The sequence below is a fragment of the Amycolatopsis roodepoortensis genome (genome assembly GCF_024628825.1).
Classification (GTDB): domain Bacteria; phylum Actinomycetota; class Actinomycetes; order Mycobacteriales; family Pseudonocardiaceae; genus Amycolatopsis; species Amycolatopsis roodepoortensis.
Window position 1 is genome coordinate 2,805,295 of the sequence record NZ_CP102415.1, and the last position, 16,559, is coordinate 2,821,853.

A 16,559-nucleotide genomic window follows, 5' to 3' on the forward strand; every position below is an offset into this window, starting at 1 on the left:
ATCGGCCCGCCCCGGCCGCCGTAAGGCAGCCGGGGCGCCGACGTGTTCGCGGTCAGATCAGGCCGCGGTGCCCAGGTACGGCCGCCACAACGGGTCGGCTTCCTTCGAATGCGCGAGCAGCCTCCAGTGCGGCCCGTGCGGGGCCCTCGGCACGACGCGCAGGCGCCAGCCGATCTCGGAAAGCAGCTTGTCCGCCTTCCGGTGGTTGCACTTGGCGCAACAGGCCACGCAGTTCGTCCAGCTGTGGGGTCCGCCACGACTGCGCGGGACGACGTGGTCGATCGTCTCGGCCCGCCCTCCGCAGTAGGCGCAGCGGTACCGGTCGCGGTGCATCAGCCCGGCCCGGGTCAGCGGCACCTGCGCGCGGTAGGGCACGCGCACGTAGGTGCTCAGCCGGATCACCGAGGGCACGGGCAGCGAGACCGTGGCGGCGTGCAGTTCGAGCCCTGCCGGGTCTCCGTGCACCACCTCGGCCTTGCCGCACATCACGAGGACCACCGCGCGCCGCAACGGCAGCGCCGTGAGCGGTTCGAACGTGGCGTTCAACAGCAATACCCGTCTGCGGCCCCAGGACGACGCCGTCGTCGTAGTGGGTACCGCCGAAGTCGACGGGTCCCGCCCTCTACGCTGTCCGGGCGGGCGGGCAACACCCCCTGGCCGCGTTCCCGGCCCGCCCGGTGGAGCCCCGTGCGAGGGGGCACCTCCCGGATGTGCGCGCAACACGACCTCCGGCGCCTGTCCGGCCACGGCTTGGCTCGGGACGCCGAGGGGGATGGGTTGTCGGTCTGGCACTCGACCACCTCCACCGGTGCAGGCATAGTCGACCACAGATCAGCCCCAAAGTGCACGTGTGTTACTGGACGTGTCACATGCACGCGACCCGGCGGCCACATGATGTTGGCCGATTCGCATCCGCCGGGGACGAGCGGCGTGACCGGTCCCCGTCGAGTACGAAAGGACATTTCCTCTCCGTGAACCTGCTGCCCACCGAACCCCCGGCCTGCACGCGCGAGGCCGGCAGCCTGTGCTACCAGGTGTTCCAGGTCACAAAGAACGAATGGCTCTCCGCGTCGGCGGGCTGGCTTCTGACGAAGCCGCTGAGGATCCTGATGATCGTCGCCGTGGCGTTCCTGCTGCGGTATCTGGTGCGACGCCTGATCAACCGCGTGACGCGGATGCCGAACGGCGGTTCCTCGAAGCTGCCCGCCCTGTTGAGACCGCTGCGGGAGAAGGCTCCCGAGGTGCTCGGGTCGGCGGTGATGGAACGGCGCCGTCAGCGCGCCGCCACCATCGGCTCGGTGCTCAAGTCGATGGCGACGTTCCTGATCTACGGCCTCGCGTTCATCCTGGTGCTCGGCGAACTGGGCATCGACCTGGCGCCGATCATCGCTTCGGCGGGCATCGTCGGCGTGGCGCTCGGATTCGGCGCGCAGAACCTGGTCAAGGACTTCCTGTCCGGCATGTTCATGATGATCGAGGACCAGTACGGCGTCGGTGACGTCGTCGACGTCGGCGAGGCGTCCGGCACCGTCGAGGCCGTCGGTCTCCGGATCACCACCTTGCGTGACATCAACGGCACCGTCTGGTACGTCCGCAACGGCGAGGTGCTGCGGGTCGGCAACTCGAGCCAGGGCTTCGCGGTGGCCGTCGTCGACGTCCCGCTCAGCTACTCGGCCGACGTCGAGAAGGCCACCGAGCTGATGGCCGACAAGGCGAAGACGCTCCTGGAGAGTGAAGGGCTCGCACCGAACGTGCTGGAGCCGCCGGAGATGCTCGGCGTGGAGACCGTCACCCCCGAGAGCATCAAGCTCCGCCTGACGGTGAAGGTCCGGCCCGGTAAGCAGTGGGCCGTGCAGCGCGCGCTGCGTGCGCATCTGCTCGCCGCGCTCGACGAAGCCGGCTTCGAGCCGCCACTGGGACGCTTTATGTCGTCCGGCCCCGCGGCCCAGTAGGACAAGGGCAGAATGGAGCTGTGTCCGTGACCGAACCTGACCCCACCACCCTGTACGAAGCGATCGGCGGTGAACCGGTCTTCACCCGGATCGTCGCGCGGTTCTACGCCGAAGTGGCGGTCGACGAGGTGCTTCGCCCGCTGTACCCCGAGGAGGACCTCGGCCCGGCCGAGGAGCGTTTCCGGCTGTTCCTCATGCAGTACTGGGGCGGCCCGCACACCTACTCGGATCAGCGCGGTCACCCGCGGCTGCGGATGCGGCACGCTCCGTTCAAGATCGGCCCGATCGAACGCGACGCCTGGCTGCGCTGCATCAAGATCGCGGTCGACGAGGAGAACATCGAGGAGCCCTACCGCTCCCAGCTGTGGGCGTACCTGGAGATGGCCGCCAACAGCATGATGAACAGCTTCGTGTGATGGAACGCGACGTGACCTGGTGGGCCCAGGCGGTCTTCTACCAGGTCTACGTACGCTCGTTCGCCGATTCGGACGGGGACGGCGTCGGTGACCTCGAAGGCATCCGCGGCAAGCTCGGGTACCTGGAGCTGCTCGGGGTCGACGCGCTGTGGCTGACGCCGTTCTACCGCTCCCCCATGGCCGATCACGGCTACGACATCGCCGACCCGCGCGACGTCGACCCGATGTTCGGCACCCTCGGCGATTTCGACGTCCTGCTGACCGAGGCGCACAAACGCGGGATCAAGGTCACCGTCGACGTCGTCCCCAACCACACCAGCAACACCCACGCCTGGTTCAAATCGGCGATGGCGGCGCCGCCGGGCAGCCCGGAACGGGATCGCTACATCTTCCGTGACGGGCTCGGCCCGCGCGGCGACCAGCCGCCGAACAACTGGGTCAGCGCGTTCGGCGGCCCGGCGTGGACGCGGGTCCCGGACGGCCAGTGGTACCTGCACCTGTTCTCGCCGCAGCAGCCGGACCTGAACTGGACCAACCACGAGGTCGCCGCCGATCTGGAGCGGACCCTGCGGTTCTGGCTGGACCACGGCGTGGACGGTTTCCGCGTCGACGTCGCGCACGGGATGGCGAAACCGCCGGGCCTGCCGGACATGGACCCGCGGGTGAACCCGCTGGGGCCGAGCGAGTTCTACGATCCGCGGTTCGACAACGACCGCGTCCACGAGATCCACCAGATGATCCGCAAGGTGCTCGACGAGTACCCGGGCACCATGGCCGTCGGCGAGATCTGGGTGACCGACGAGGAACGGCTCGCCCGCTACCTGCGGCCGGACGAGCTGCATCTGGCGTTCAACTTCCGGCTCGTGCTCACGCATTTCGACGCGGACGCGCTGCGGACGGCCATCGAGCGGTCGCTGGCGGTGCCGAAATCCGCCGGGGCGCCCGCCACCTGGACGTTGGGCAACCACGACGTCTGGCGGCAGGTCAGCCGGTACGGCGACGGTGAACGCGGCGTCCGGCGCGCGCGGGCGATGGCGCTCGTCGAGCTCGCGCTGCCCGGGGCGGTCTATCTGTACAACGGCGAAGAACTCGGGCTCGGCAACGTCGACATCCCGCCCGACGCGGTCGCGGACCCGCGGGCCAAGACCTCCGGCGCCGAGTTCGGCCGGGACGCGTCACGGGTGCCGCTGCCGTGGGAAGGCGACCTGCCGCCGTTCGGGTTCTCACGCAATCCGCGCACGTGGCTGCCGATGCCCGCTTCGTGGGCGTCGGTGACCGTGGAAGCGCAGCTGGAAGATCCGGCGTCGACGTTGTCGCTGTACCGGCGAGCGATCGAGATCCGTAAGTCGCACAAGGCTTTCCGCGGCGACGACCTCGAATGGTACGGCGCGCCCGCGGGATGTTTCGCGTTCCGGCGGCGGGGCGGCGGGCTGGTGTGCGCGCTGAACACGTCGGCGAGCCCGATCGCGCTGCCGCCGGGCGAGGTGCTGCTGTCGAGCGTTCCGCTGGTGAACGGGAAACTGCCGCCGGACGCGGCCGCCTGGCTCGTCTGACCTCGGCCGGGAGACCAGACGAGCCAGGGCGACTCAGTTCACCACGACGTAGTAGTCACGACTGCCGTCCGACCGGGTGCCATCCGCGGCCCGGCTGAAGACCTTGAGGGAGTGGAAACCCGAAGCGGCGGGTGTAAAGGTGAAGCTCGCCGTGCCGTCGGCCGCGGCCGGGACCACCGTCGGCTTGCTCCACTCCTCGTCGAGGTAGTACGTGTACTCGACAACGCCCGGCATACGAGGGGTCAGGGTGAAGACGCCGGCGACGCCGGGACCGCCGCTGCCCTGGGAATCCGGGTAGTCGGTGCTCGCCACCAGCGGGGCGTCACTGGCCGTGTAAATCCTGTCGGCGGTGCCGGACGTCAAGCCGGCGCCAGTCGTGCTCCACACGTAGAGCCGGTGAAGCCCCTTGCTCGCCGTGACGATGTTCGCGGTCGTGGCGCCATCGGCCGAGGCCGCGACGGTGGTCTCCGGCCCGTCGTCGATCCGATAGGTGTACGAGACGACATCGGCGATACGTGGGGCGAACCGGAACTCGGCGGGCACACCGACGCCGGTTTCCCGTGGCCCGGTGATCTGCGGCTCCGTCGACTGCACGTAGAAGTGGTGGACGTGCTGAGGCGACCGGTTGCCCGCGCTGTCGACGCTCGCAACGTAGAGATCGTTCGGGCCGGAAGTCTGCGGGATGTAGGAAACGGTCGCCGTCCCGCCAGGGTGGTCGGCCGCCACGTAGGTGCCCGCCGGATCGGTGTTCCCGTAATAGAACCCGATGACCGCGTCATCACCGTTGGCGTTGAAGGTGAACGAACCCGGCATTCCGGCGCCGGGGTGCCAGGCACCGTCGTCCGGGTACTCGGCCGATGTCACCGTGGGCTCGGCGATCAGGGATGTGGCGCTCGCCTGGGCCGGTGCGGCGCTGAACGCCACCACCCCGATGGCCAGGAGCGCGGTGGATCTACGACGAAGCTTCATCTCGAAAACCCCCAGATAGATCATGCTGTCAGCGACAGCTAAGCACAGATCCATCCGGGCACAGACGCAATAAACGGGCCGTTCCTTGCGAAATTCACAAGGAACGGCCCGTTCATAGCGTTAGCGGGCTACTTGTTGAAGCCCGGGTGCAGCTTGTACTGCGTCTGGGCGTTGAACTCGTTCTGCCGGACGAGCTTCGCCGGGAAGGTCCGCCAGTCGTTGAGGTCCAGGACGTCCAGGCCCTTCACGATGTCGGACGAGTAGATGTGGCCGTTGTACCAGTACGCGGACCACGTGCCACCGCCGACGAGCTTCTCGTTCGAGAGCGGGCCACGCTCCCAGAACGCGATCTCCTTCGGGTTCTTCGCGTCGGTGAAGTCCCACACCGAGACGCCGCCCTGGTACCAGGACTGGACCATGATGTCCTTGCCCGGCACCGGGATCAGCGAGCCGTTGTGCGCCACGCAGTTCTCGGTCTCGGACTGCAGACGCGGGATCTTGTAGTAGCTGACGAACTCCAGCTTGCGGTCGTCGCCGCGGCCGGTGATCTGGTAGATGCCGTTGGCGCCGCGGGTGGAGCCGAACTTCTCCAGGCAGGTCGCCATCCCGCCGCCGCCGAGCTCGTCGGTGAAGACGATCTTGGTGGCGTCGTTGTTGAAGGTGGCGCTGTGCCAGAACGCGAAGTTCACGTTGTCCTGCACGCGGTGGATGACCCGCGGCTTGAGCCGGTCGGAGATGTCGAGCAGGACGCCGTCACCCATGCAGGCACCGGCCATCAGGTCCTTCTCCGGCAGCGCCGTCAGATCGTGGCAGCCGGTGGTCGGCGACCGGCGGGTGCCGTCGGGGTTGGTGCCGCCGGGGTTGCCGCCACCCTCGGTGGCCGGGAACAGCACCGGGGTCGCGACGAGCGCGGCCTTCGCCGGGTCCTTCACGGGGACCTTGATGATCGACAGCTTGTCGTGCGGCGGCTGGCAGTCGGGCAGGTTGGCCGCCGGCGCGTACGACGAGACGTAGATGTAGACGTCCTTGCCGCGCTTGTCCGGCACCAGGGTGTTGGTGTGCGAACCGCAGTCCGTCTCGATCGCCGCGACGTACTTGGGCGCCGCGAGGTTCGAGATGTCGAAGATCTTGATGCCCTCCCACGACGTCTTGTCCGAGGCGGGCTTCGAGACGCTGGTGCACGAGTTGTCGCTGCGCGACGCGTCGGTCGACAGGAAGAGCAGGTCGCCGGAGATCGACACGTCGTTCTGCCCGCCGGGGCACAGGACCTGGCTGACGATCTTCGGGCGGTACGGGTTGCGGACGTCGTAGACGTTGAACCCGTCGTAGGTGCCGACGATCGCGTGACCCTTCGTGAACGCGATGTCGGTGCCGGTCGAGTCCTTGGTGAACGGTCCCTGCTGCGGGACGTTCGCGATCGATCGGAGGTTGGGGCTGTGGACGATCTCGTCCACACCCGGAATCGCGGTCGCCGACGGTTCGGCGATGACGGCCGGCGCGGCGAGCGCGCTGGAAGCCCCGAGGGCGGCGACTGCGGCCGCCGACACGAAGACCCTGGTCAAGCGGCGTTTCAGCCCAGGCTGCAGCACGATATGGCTCTCCTTCCACCCAGCTTTACGCGCACCTTATTCCTTATTTAGGCTCAACAGATACCGACCAACGGAGGAACTCCCGGGATGAGAAATAGTTTGACATCGGCCCTGGTCGCCGCTGCTTTCGTAGTCTCGGGCTGCACCGGCGGCGAAACCCCGGCGCAACCGGCCCAAAGCGCTCCGGTGATCGTGCCCGGCAAGCCCGGAGAGCAGGCGGGCACCGGCTCCCCCGGCCCGGTGAACCGCGATCAGCCCAACGAGGCCGACGTCGAGTACATGACGATGATGATCCCCCACCACCAGCAGGCGAAGGTGATGACCGACCTGGTGCCGGGCAAGACGGCGAACGAGCAGATCCGGGCGATCGCCGGGCGGATCTCGGTCGCGCAGGACGGCGAGATCACGATGATGAAGACCTGGCTGTCCGACCGCGGCAAGCCGGTGCCGGGCGACGGGCACGCGGGTCACGGTGGCGGGCACGATCACGCGCTCATGCCGGGGATGGCGACCGAGGCCCAGCTGGCAGATCTGCGCGCGGCGAGCGGGGTGGCGTTCGAAAAGCTGTTCCTCGATCTGATGATCGCGCACCACCAGGGCGCGCTGACCATGGCCGAAGCCCAGCTCGGCAAGGGTGTGGAGATCAAGGCCCAGGAGATGGCGCAGGAGGTCATCACCGGCCAGTCCGCCGAGATCGAGCGGATGAAGACCATGCGCGGAAAGCTCTGATCCCTCGCGGATCAGGCCTCGCCCGAGGAGCCGAGGTCGAACCCGGAGTCGCCGGAGTCGTCGTCGAGGGTGCCCGAGACGATCCAGGTCGCCAGCGCGGCGGCCTGGACGTAGGGCGCGGCCTTCGCCGCGGCCCGTCCCGCGGATTTGGCGCGACCCCACTTCTCCGGGCGTTCGGCGCGTTCCGGCGCCTCCTCACCCGGCGGGCGCTCGGTCCGCCACGGGGTCTCCTCCGGCCGGACCTCGGCGAGGAAATCCGCCGTCGGGTCTTCCCCGTCCTTGTCGCTCATGGAGACAGCCTGACACCGCGGGCGGCCGGAAGCCACCCGCGGCGTCGAGCGGTAAGAAACCCGTCAGAACAGCAGCGGCAGAAGCGCGTGACGGCGCTTGAGGACCGCGCCGTACCGCGCGTCGATGCGCATCCACGAATCCGTCGCGGTGACGCGGACGACGTCACCGTCGATCGACGAGTCCACGAACCCCATCCCCGACAGCGCGAACAGGCACCGCATCTGGACCTTGATCTCCTGCTCGTTGCCCGAAACGGTGAGCACCGTCTGGTCCATCAGCGAGGCGGGCGGGTTGCCGTGCGGGCCGACGTTGTCGCGGGCCAGTGTGACGCCCCGATCGGCCAGCTCCGAGATCACCGTCGCCGGCAGCTCGTCCACCAGCTGCCAGCGGCCGGGGGCGGGCAGCTCCGAGTGCCACATCAGGTCGCGGGCCGGGCCCGGATCCATCCGCTCACCACCGGCGACGGTCAGCGCGGCGAGCAGCTCGTTCCCGGACACCGTGACGTCCGACGGCGTGATGTCGCCGGCGACCGCCCTGGTCGCGAGGACCTCGAACGGGGTCGTGGTCCACGCCTCGACGACGCCGTCACCACGCTGCCGCAACCGCACCAGCGTGTTCTGGTCGAGCCGGACCGCCCTGGCCACGAACGCGCCGAGCGTTTCGCGGTCGCCCGCGTCCGGGATGACGAGCTCAGGCATCCGCGAACCCTTTCTCCAGGAAGGCACGTTCGTCCTCGGTCAGCCGCCGGGGCCGCTCCGACGCGGTGTCGAACGGCGCGAGCACCGTCTCGGCGGTGACCGCGACCTTGTCGGCCTCGGCCGGGCCGTCGTGCACCCGGTACCCGAGGGTGAAGCTGGCGTGCTTCAAGTCCTTCAACGAGATCTCCACCCGGATGTCCTGATCGGACACCACGATCGGCGAACGGTAATGGACGGCCAGCTTCACCACCACGATGCCCTTGGGCAGTTCGGTGAGCCCCGCGCGGACGGCGTCCCCGAACAGCAGGGGGATCCGTGCCTCTTCGAGCAGGGTCACCAGATTCGCGTGGTTGACGTGCCCGTAGACGTCCATATCCGACCAACGCGGCCGGATCAGGGAAATGTAGCTCACTACCTCACCGTGCTCCGGATCTGCCTCGCCGCCACCGACAACGTCGCCAGGTCGAGCTTGCCGGACTTGCTGATCTCGTCCAGTGCGACGCGGGCCCGCTGCAACCGTGAGGCGTTCGTCTTCTCCCAGTGGGCGATCTTCTCGTCCGGGTCGGTACCCGAATCGCTGTGCCGCAACGCGTCCAGCGTGATCGTCCGCAAGGAACCGTAGACGTCGTCCCGCAGCGCCAGCCGTGCGAGCGCGTGCCAGCGGTTGCCGCGTTCGAGGCCACTGATCGACGTCAGCATCTTGTCGATGCCGAGGTGGTCGGACAGCGCGTAGTACAGGCCCGCGGTCTCCGCCGGGGTGTGCACCGCGTCGATCCCCACCTGCTGCTCGGCCAGCTCCGCGACGTCGGTGACGTCGAGCAGGCCGTAGGTGTGCAGCAGCAGCGCCACGCGTCCGGCGAGTTCGGCCGGGACGCCCTTCTCGATCAGCCGCTCGGTGTTCGCGTCCACCGAAGCGCACTCGACACCGCGAAGCAGCTCGTGCGCCCGCGGGGCCAGCTCGCCGACGACACGGCCGAACCGGTTGATCTCGGCGAGCGGGGCCAGCGGCTGCGGCCGGTTGGTGAGGAACCAGCGGGCGGCCCGGTCGAGCAGCCTGCGGGTCTCCAGCATCATCTCGTCCGCGACCTCGGTCGGCACGACGTTGTCCAGCGCGTCGATCTGGGCCCACAGCGACGGCAGGTCGTACACGTGGGTGACCACGGCGTACGCGCGGACGGCGTCGGTCGCGGTCGCGTTCATCTCCTCCATCAGGCGGAAGACGTACGAGATCCCGGCGCCGTCGACGACCTCGTTGGCCACCATCGTCGTGATGATCTCGCGCTTCAGCGGGTGCTGGAAGATCGCGTCGCCGAAGCGCTCCCGAAGCGGCTTCGGGAAGTACTCGGGCAGACGACGCGAGAACACCTCGGAGTCCGGCAGCTCGCTCGCCAGCAGCTCGTCCTTCAGGTCGAGCTTGACGTGCGCGAGCAGCGTCGCCAGCTCCGGCGAGGTGAGGCCTTCGCCCGCCTTCTCCAGCGCGCGGAACTCCGCCGAACTCGGCAGCGCTTCGAGCTTGCGGTCGAAAGCGCCCTTCGCGACCAGGGCCGCGACAAGCCGCTGGTGCACCGACACCATCGGGCCGGCATGCGCCCGGCTGACGCCGAGCACGGCGTTCTGCCGGTAGTTGTCGGCCAGCACCAGCTCGCCGACCTCGTCGGTCATCTGCTCCAGCAGTTCGTTGCGCTGCTCGGCGTCCAGCGACCCCGTCGAGACCAGGTGGTCCAGCAGGATCTTGATGTTGACCTCGTGGTCCGAGCAGTCGACGCCCGCCGAGTTGTCGAGCGCGTCGGTGTTGATCTTGCCGCCCGCGCGGGCGAACTCGATCCGGCCGAGCTGGGTCAGGCCCAGGTTCCCGCCCTCGCCGACGACCTTGACGCGGAGCTGTTTCCCGTTGACGCGCAGGGCGTCGTTGGCCTTGTCGCCCGCGTCCGCGTGGGATTCGTTCTCGGCCTTGACGTAGGTGCCGATGCCGCCGTTCCACAACAGCTCGACCGGCGCCAGCAGGATCGCCTGCATCAGGTCGTTGGGCGCCAGTTTCGTGACGTCCTCGCCGAGGCCGAGCGCCTCGCGGACCTGAGGGCTGATCGGGATCGTCTTCGCCGACCGCGAGTAGACCCCGCCGCCCTCGCTGATCAGCGAGCGGTCGTAGTCCTCCCACGACGAACGCGGCAGGTCGAACAGCCTGCGCCGCTCGGCGAACGAGGTCGCCGAATCCGGGTTCGGGTCGAGGAAGATGTGCATGTGGTTGAAGGCGGCCACGAGCCGGATGTGCTCCGAGAGAAGCATGCCGTTGCCGAAGACGTCACCCATCATGTCGCCGATGCCGACGACGGTGAAGTCCTCGGTCTGGGTGTCCTTGCCGAGCTCGCGGAAGTTGCGCTTGACGCTCTCCCAAGCACCCTTCGCGGTGATGCCCATGGCCTTGTGGTCGTACCCGACCGAGCCACCGGACGCGAAGGCGTCGCCGAGCCAGAACCCGTAGTTCGCCGAGACCTCGTTCGCGATGTCGGAGAACTTCGCGGTCCCCTTGTCCGCCGCGACCACGAGGTAGCTGTCGTCGCCGTCGTGGCGGACCACCCGCGGCGCCGGGACGGTCTTGCCCTCGACGCGGTTGTCGGTCACGTCCAGCAGGCCCGAGATGAACATCCGGTAGCAGGCGATGCCCTCGTTCAGCTGGGCGTCGCGGTCCAGGCCAGGGTCACCGGTCGCCGCCGGCGGGCGCTTCACGACGAAACCGCCCTTCGCGCCGACAGGCACGATGACCGCGTTCTTGACCGCCTGCGCCTTGACCAGGCCGAGGATCTCCGTGCGGAAGTCCTCGCGGCGGTCGGACCACCGCAGGCCACCGCGCGCGACGTCGCCGAAGCGCAGGTGCACGCCCTCGATCCGGGGCGAGTACACGAAGATCTCGTACTTCGGCCGCGGCTCGGGCAGTTCGGGCACCGCGCTCGGGTCGAGCTTGAGCGCCAGGTACTGGCGGGAGTTCCCGTCCTCGTCGGTGACGTGGTAGTTCGTGCGCAGCGTGGCGAGGATGACCGACATCAGCCGCCGCAGGATCCGGTCCTCGTCGAGGCTCGTCACCTCGTCGACCAGCCTGCCGATCTCGGCGGTGAGCTGTTCGGCCTGCGAGGCGCGGGCCTCGTCGCCGAGCGCGAGGTCGAAGCGCGTCTCGAACAGCCGCACCAGCGCGGTGGCGATGTCGGTGTGCGCGAGGACGGTGTTCTCGATGTACTCCTGCGAGAACGGGATCTTCGTCTGACGCAGGTACCGCGAATAGGCCCGCAGGATGGCCGCCTGGCGCCAGGTGAGCCCGGCGCGCAGGACGAGGCCGTTGAAGCCGTCGACCTCGCAGTCGCCGCGCCAGGCGGCGTGGAAGGCGTCTTGGAAGCGGGTACGGAGGTCGCTGTCCGCGTGGTCGAGGACCTGCGGGTCGATCCGCAGGCCGAAGTCGTAGATCCACGACCGGCCGCCGTCCTCGCGGCGCAGTTCGTACGGCCGCTCGTCGACGACCTCGACGCCCATCCGCTGCAGGACCGGGAGCACCTGGGAGAGGGTGACGCCCTCGCCGCGCAGGTACAGCTTGAAGCGCCGCTCCCCCGCCTCCGCGTCGGCGGGCAGGTAGAACGACATCGACAGGTCGCCCTCGTCGGTCAGCGACTCCAGGGCACGGAGGTCCGCGAGCGCTTCGAGCGCGGTGAAGTCCTCCTTGTAGCCCTCGGGGAACACCGCGGCGAACCGCTGCCCCTGCTCACCGGCGGACTCCTCACCCATCAGGCCGATCGCGACGCCGCCGTCCCCGGCGCGCTCGCGGCGTTCGGCGAGGATCGCCTCGACCATCCGGTCGTCCCAGCTGCGCACGGCTTCGTTGAGCCGTTCCTGGATGCGGAGGGTGTCCGGTTCGGACCGCTGCGACGGATCGGTGTGCACGATGAAGTGCACCTGCGCGAGTACGGTCTCGCCGATACGCGCGCTGTACTCCAGTTGCGTGCCTTCGAGTTCTTCGAGCAGGACCTCCTGCATCGCGAGCCGCGAACGGGTCGTGTAGCGGTCGCGCGGGAGGTACACGAGGCACGAGTAGAAACGGCCGTACGGGTCACGGCGCAGGAACAGGCGCAGCCGTCTGCGATCCGAAAGCGTGATCGCGCCCGTCGTCGTCGAGTAGAGGGAGTCGGTGTCGGCCGAGAACAGGTCCGCGCGCGGCCAGTTCTGCAGCACTTCGAGCATCCGCTGGCCGGAGAAGGACTCCATCGGGAAGCCCGCGCGGTGGATGACCTCGCGGACCCGGTTGCAGACCACCGGGATGTCCAGCACGTTCTCGTGCAGGGCGGTGGTGGTGAACATGCCGAGGAACCGGTGCTCGCCGGTGACGTTCCCGTTGTCGTCGAACGTTTTCACGCCGACGTAGTACGGGTAGACCGGGCGGTGCACCGTGGACGGCGCGCTCGCCTGGGTCAGCACCAGCAGCGTCGGTGCGAGCGCGGACGCCGCCGTGTCCGGGCCGGCGGTGAGGCTGCGCGCGGCCAGACTGTCCTGGCGCAGCACGCCCAGCCCGGTGGCGAGCACCGCGCGCAGGGCGGGTTCGTCGTTGTCCGGATGCGGGTTGTCGATCAGCTCGTAACGGCGGTACCCGAGGAAGGTGAAGTGTCCGTCGGCGAGCCAGCGCAGCAGCCGGGCACCCTCCGCGACCTCGTGGCCGGGCAGGCTCGGCGGGTTCTCGTCCAGCTCGTCGGCGAGCCGGCGCGCGGTCTCCGCCATCCTGTCGGTGTCCTCGACGACCTCGCGGACGTCACCCAGCACCGACGACAGCCGGTTGTCCAGCTCACGGGCACGGTTCGGATCCGTCACCAGGTCGATCTCGATGTACATCCACGACTCGGCCGCCGAATTCGCCGGCGGCTCCGCCGGGTCGGCGTCCGGGTGGACCTCCAGCAGCTCCCCGGTCAGATCCCGGCTCACCACCACGATCGGGTGCACGATGCGCTGCACCTGCACCCCGTCGCGCGCGAACTCGGCCGCGACGGAATCCACCAGGTACGGCATGTCGTCCGTGACGACCTGCACGACGGTGGCCTCACGCGTCCAGCCGTCTTCGGGGCCCGTCGGGTTCAGCAAGCGCACCGCGGGACGGCCGGGCATCCGGTCCTTCGCGAGCTGCAGATGCGAGCGGACGGCGCCGACGAGGTCGACCGGATCGTCACCGAGGATCTCTTCAGCGGGGATGTGCCGGTAGTACAAGCGGATCAAGTCGCCGATCTCCGGGGCGTACGCCGCGGCGGCGTCGATCAGGTCGTCCCGGATCTGCTCCGGGTTCGCCGACCGGCGCCGGGCGCCATCCTCGGTGCCGACATCTTTTCCGGGCGGGGACGAGACTCCCGTCGAGCTCATTGAGGCAACTCTCCACTGTAGCGAGATTGACACCGCGACCGGCACGACTCTGTACCGGACCAGACCCAACCTACAGCTCCGGACAGTCGGCTCCACAAGGCCGGGTCCTTCCCGGCCGTCGAAGATTTCCCTGCTCAGATACCGGAATCGCCGTGATCGGTTCAGCTACTCGCGGGTCACATCAGCGGTCTGTCCGGGCCTCGACGCGACCCGCCGCACCGGGGTGACCAGCACCCATTGCCGCACGGAGCCACTTCGGGCGACCTCACCGGGCCGACTGAATCGTTCAAGCCGAGCGCCGCTTCACCGAGGTGGGAGCAAGGGACCTTTGCTACCGCCCGGGTCAGTCGCCGCCGTTGGTCCGGTGCCGGTCGTGGCCGTTGACGGGACGCTTTCCCGAGTCCTGGGACCCGAGCTGCTTCACGAGCGCGGCGGCACTGGCCGTGCCCGCCTGATGCTCCGCGAGCGCGCGGGCGAGCAGGTCGGCGAGACCGGCGTCCGGCGGCGGCTCGTCCTCCGCGATCGCGCGGGCGTAGCTCTCCGGGAAGGGCGTGATCGGACGCCAGGAGCCGGTGTCGGTCAGCGGGTCGAGCGCCGGCGGCATCCGCAACCGCGGCAACCACGGATCCGCGACCTCTTCCTTGGCGGCCGGGCGAGGGCTTTCACTCGTCCCGCTTCCCTGCGACGGCGCCGGGTCCTCCCGGGGCGGCGGCGCGAGCGGGACGGCGGGTTCGCTGTACTCGGCCAGAGAATGATCCCGGCGGGGACGGCCGGTGTCGGCACGTTCTTCGGCGGCGCGCTCTTCGACAACGCGTTCTTCGGCGGCGGGTTCGGGGTGCACGGGATCCGCGGTGCCGTCCGCGCGACGGCGGCCACCGCCCTGCCCGCCCGTGCTCGAGATCCCGAGCCGGTCCAGCACCGACTTCGCCGCCACGGAACCGTGTTCGGCGTCGTGCCGGGTCTTGCGCGAGACCGGCGCCGAAGACCGGCGGGCCCGCTCTTCGGCCGCCCACTCGTCGCTCTCCCACAACGGCGCGGCGGTGCCCGGCGGACGCGGCGGCTGCGTCTCCGCCGTCACGCGCGGCCGCGGTTCGGCGGCGGGTTCGGGAGCGAGAAGCAGTTCCGGCAGGACGGTTTCCGACGCCGCCACGGGTGACGGCTCCTCGGCCCGGCGCCTCGTGGCCGGAGCCGGGGGTTCCGGCCGGGCGATCGCCGGTTCGGGCGCGACGGTCTCGCGCGCCGCCGGCTCCTCCTGACGGCGACGGCGCACGGGCTCCGGTTCCGGACGTGACACCGGTTCGGAACGCCACGCCGGTTCGGTGCGCGACACCGGTTCGGTGCGCGACACCGGTTCGGTGCGCGACACCGGTTCGGGGCGCGACACCGGCTCTGGGCGCGGCGCGGGTTCCGGCTTCGGCGGTGGCAGCAGTTTCGGCGCGACGGGTTCGGCCTTGGTCTCGACGCTGGCCGGCGCCTTGGCCTTCTTCGGCACCCGACGACGCCAGTCGCTGTCGGACGCCGCCGTTTCCCGGGCGGGCTCGGGGCGGGACGGCGGCTTCAGCACCGGCGCCTCGCTCTTTTCCGCGACCGGTGTCGCGGCAGGCTCCGCCGGGCGGGACGGCGCCGCAGCGCGCGTAGGTTCGGCCGACGCGGTTTCCGCGTGCCTGCTCTGCCGCGCGGGCTGCGACGGCTCACGGCGAACCGGCGGCTCGGCCGCGGCCCGTTTCGGGGGCGCCACGTCGATCGGCGGGATCACCGCGGTCACCTCGGCCGGTTCCGGCGCGGGAACGGTCGCCGCGGCGGCGGACGGCCGCGTGGCCACTGCCCGCAGCACGTCGTCCAGGTCGACGGCGGCGTTCTCGGCCGCACCGAATTCGCCGACCAGGACGTTGCACGCTTGCCTGCGCGCGCGGGCGTGCAGATGTTCGGCCGCACGCGAACGGTGCAGGCAGCCGATGGCCTCCTCGGCGCGGCCGAGCCGTTCCTCGATCTGCGCGAGTTCCAGCCACAGCCGTGCCGTGACGGCATGCAGGTTGTGGTCCTCGGCTCCGGAGACCGCCTCACGGACGAGCATTCCCGCGGCTTCTCCTGACCCCGCGGGTAGCAGGACACGAGTGGCCACCGCCAGCCGCAGCCACGCGGCGGGCGCGATCCCGGCGGCACGGACGGGCGCGTCGAGGATCGGCTGCGCGACCTCCAGCGCCATCTCCGTGTCGCCCCGGTCCAGCAACGTGCAGACGAGTTGCAAGATCAGCCGGATCCGGACGAGACCTCCGTCGTCGTCGGGGTTTCCGAGCTTTTCGAGCATGCCCAGCCCGGTCCGCGCGGCGTCGGCGGCCGACGTCAGGTCACCGTGCCGCCGACGGTGCGCCGACACCCCGACCCGCAGCAGCGCGCGGATCAGCAACTGGGAATCCGCCGTCATCGAGCCGTCGCCGAGCACGAGCTTGTCCGCCTCGGCGAGCACCCGGTCCAGTTCCGCCTTGCGGCCGAACTGCGCCAAGCAGCCCACGAGATGACACAGCGCCTCGGCCCGGTGCGACGGCGAAACCGCCGGATCGGCCAGCAACGGACGCAGCACGGCCAGGCCAGTCAGCGGGATGCCCACGCTGCGCGCGCAGACCGCCAGGTCGATCCTCAGCCGGGCGGCGATGTCGCCGTAGCCCGCGTGTTCCGCGGCGCGCAGAGCGGCCACGGCCCGGCCGACCGTCCGGGGACGGCCTCCCAGCCGCACCCGGGCGCTCACCACCAGGCTCTCCGCACGGATCCACTGCTCGTCGGCACCGGCGGCCTCGGCGAGCGCGGCCGCGCGCTCCCCGAGGACCAGTGCGAGCTCGGGCGCCCTCAGGTGCAAGGCGTCCGCGCGTTCGATCAACCTGCCGACAGCGGACAGGGTTCCCCCGGTGGCAGCCGTCCGCCCGCCCACCATGCTGGTGGGCAAGCCCGGCCGTTTGCGCTTGCTGGCTTCCACGGGGAA

At 69.7% G+C, this 16,559-nt stretch carries 12 protein-coding genes; 4 read left to right on the forward strand and 8 right to left on the reverse strand.

Going from position 1 to position 16,559, the window contains the following annotated elements:
* Positions 1-57 precede the first annotated feature (57 nt).
* Positions 58-552: an HNH endonuclease gene (locus tag NQK81_RS13075; RefSeq protein ID WP_007034711.1), complete on the reverse strand. Its 495-nt coding sequence runs from the start codon at positions 550-552 to the stop codon at positions 58-60.
* Positions 553-971: 419 nt separating this feature from the next.
* Here NQK81_RS13075 and NQK81_RS13080 point away from each other — a divergent pair, with 419 nt between their 5' ends.
* Genes NQK81_RS13080 through NQK81_RS13090 form a run of 3 tightly spaced genes read left to right on the forward strand, consistent with a single transcriptional unit; the run spans position 972 to position 3,921 of the window.
* Positions 972-1,952, forward strand: a complete 981-nt coding sequence (locus tag NQK81_RS13080; RefSeq protein WP_126729832.1) for a mechanosensitive ion channel family protein — start codon at positions 972-974, stop codon at positions 1,950-1,952.
* A 20-nt stretch (positions 1,953-1,972) separates the two neighbouring features.
* Positions 1,973-2,368 carry a globin gene (locus NQK81_RS13085; protein WP_125676391.1) on the forward strand — a complete coding sequence of 132 codons (396 nt, stop codon included), beginning with the start codon at positions 1,973-1,975 and terminating at the stop codon, positions 2,366-2,368.
* Positions 2,368-3,921, forward strand: coding sequence for a glycoside hydrolase family 13 protein (locus NQK81_RS13090; protein WP_257488393.1), 1,554 nt, complete (start codon positions 2,368-2,370; stop codon positions 3,919-3,921). The genes NQK81_RS13085 and NQK81_RS13090 overlap by 1 nt, the downstream gene beginning before the upstream one ends.
* A 33-nt stretch (positions 3,922-3,954) precedes the next feature.
* On the opposite strand, the gene NQK81_RS13095 is transcribed toward NQK81_RS13090, so the two are convergent.
* A complete protein-coding gene (locus tag NQK81_RS13095) occupies positions 3,955-4,914 on the reverse strand; it encodes a hypothetical protein (protein ID WP_257488394.1) in 960 nt (319 codons plus the stop codon).
* Between the two features lie 104 nt (positions 4,915-5,018).
* Positions 5,019-6,479: an LVIVD repeat-containing protein gene (locus NQK81_RS13100; protein ID WP_257488395.1), complete on the reverse strand. Its 1,461-nt coding sequence runs from the start codon at positions 6,477-6,479 to the stop codon at positions 5,019-5,021.
* A gap of 87 nt (positions 6,480-6,566) precedes the next feature.
* Here NQK81_RS13100 and NQK81_RS13105 point away from each other — a divergent pair, with 87 nt between their 5' ends.
* The gene (locus tag NQK81_RS13105) at positions 6,567-7,208 is read left to right on the forward strand and encodes a DUF305 domain-containing protein (protein ID WP_257488396.1); all 642 of its coding nucleotides are present in this window, start codon (positions 6,567-6,569) and stop codon (positions 7,206-7,208) included.
* Positions 7,209-7,219: 11 nt separating this feature from the next.
* On the opposite strand, the gene NQK81_RS13110 is transcribed toward NQK81_RS13105, so the two are convergent.
* From NQK81_RS13110 to NQK81_RS13130, 5 genes are all read right to left on the reverse strand, one after another.
* Positions 7,220-7,498 carry a hypothetical protein gene (locus NQK81_RS13110; protein ID WP_257488397.1) on the reverse strand — a complete coding sequence of 93 codons (279 nt, stop codon included), beginning with the start codon at positions 7,496-7,498 and terminating at the stop codon, positions 7,220-7,222.
* Positions 7,499-7,561: 63 nt separating this feature from the next.
* Positions 7,562-8,197 (reverse strand): DUF8010 domain-containing protein, encoded by a 636-nt coding sequence (locus NQK81_RS13115; protein WP_257488398.1) that lies wholly within the window; start codon positions 8,195-8,197, stop codon positions 7,562-7,564.
* Entirely contained in the window at positions 8,190-8,609 is a 420-nt protein-coding gene (locus NQK81_RS13120; RefSeq protein WP_034313873.1) for an acyl-CoA thioesterase, read from the reverse strand. The genes NQK81_RS13115 and NQK81_RS13120 overlap by 8 nt, the downstream gene beginning before the upstream one ends.
* A complete protein-coding gene (locus NQK81_RS13125; RefSeq protein WP_257488399.1) occupies positions 8,609-13,582 on the reverse strand; it encodes an NAD-glutamate dehydrogenase in 4,974 nt (1,657 codons plus the stop codon). The genes NQK81_RS13120 and NQK81_RS13125 overlap by 1 nt, the downstream gene beginning before the upstream one ends.
* Positions 13,583-13,925: 343 nt before the next feature.
* Positions 13,926-16,553: a hypothetical protein gene (locus NQK81_RS13130; RefSeq protein WP_257488400.1), complete on the reverse strand. Its 2,628-nt coding sequence runs from the start codon at positions 16,551-16,553 to the stop codon at positions 13,926-13,928.
* Between the last annotated feature and the right edge of the window lie 6 nt (positions 16,554-16,559).

Excerpts from the sequence above, each read along its gene's own strand:
- NQK81_RS13090 (WP_257488393.1), top strand. The coding sequence starts at position 2,368 with ATGGAACGCGACGTGACCTGGTGGGCCCAGGCGGTCTTCTACCAGGTC.
- NQK81_RS13110 (WP_257488397.1), bottom strand. The coding sequence starts at position 7,498 with ATGAGCGACAAGGACGGGGAAGACCCGACGGCGGATTTCCTCGCCGAG.
- NQK81_RS13105 (WP_257488396.1), top strand. The coding sequence starts at position 6,567 with ATGAGAAATAGTTTGACATCGGCCCTGGTCGCCGCTGCTTTCGTAGTC.
- NQK81_RS13125 (WP_257488399.1), bottom strand. The coding sequence starts at position 13,582 with ATGAGCTCGACGGGAGTCTCGTCCCCGCCCGGAAAAGATGTCGGCACC.
- NQK81_RS13115 (WP_257488398.1), bottom strand. The coding sequence starts at position 8,197 with ATGCCTGAGCTCGTCATCCCGGACGCGGGCGACCGCGAAACGCTCGGC.
- NQK81_RS13095 (WP_257488394.1), bottom strand. The coding sequence starts at position 4,914 with ATGATCTATCTGGGGGTTTTCGAGATGAAGCTTCGTCGTAGATCCACC.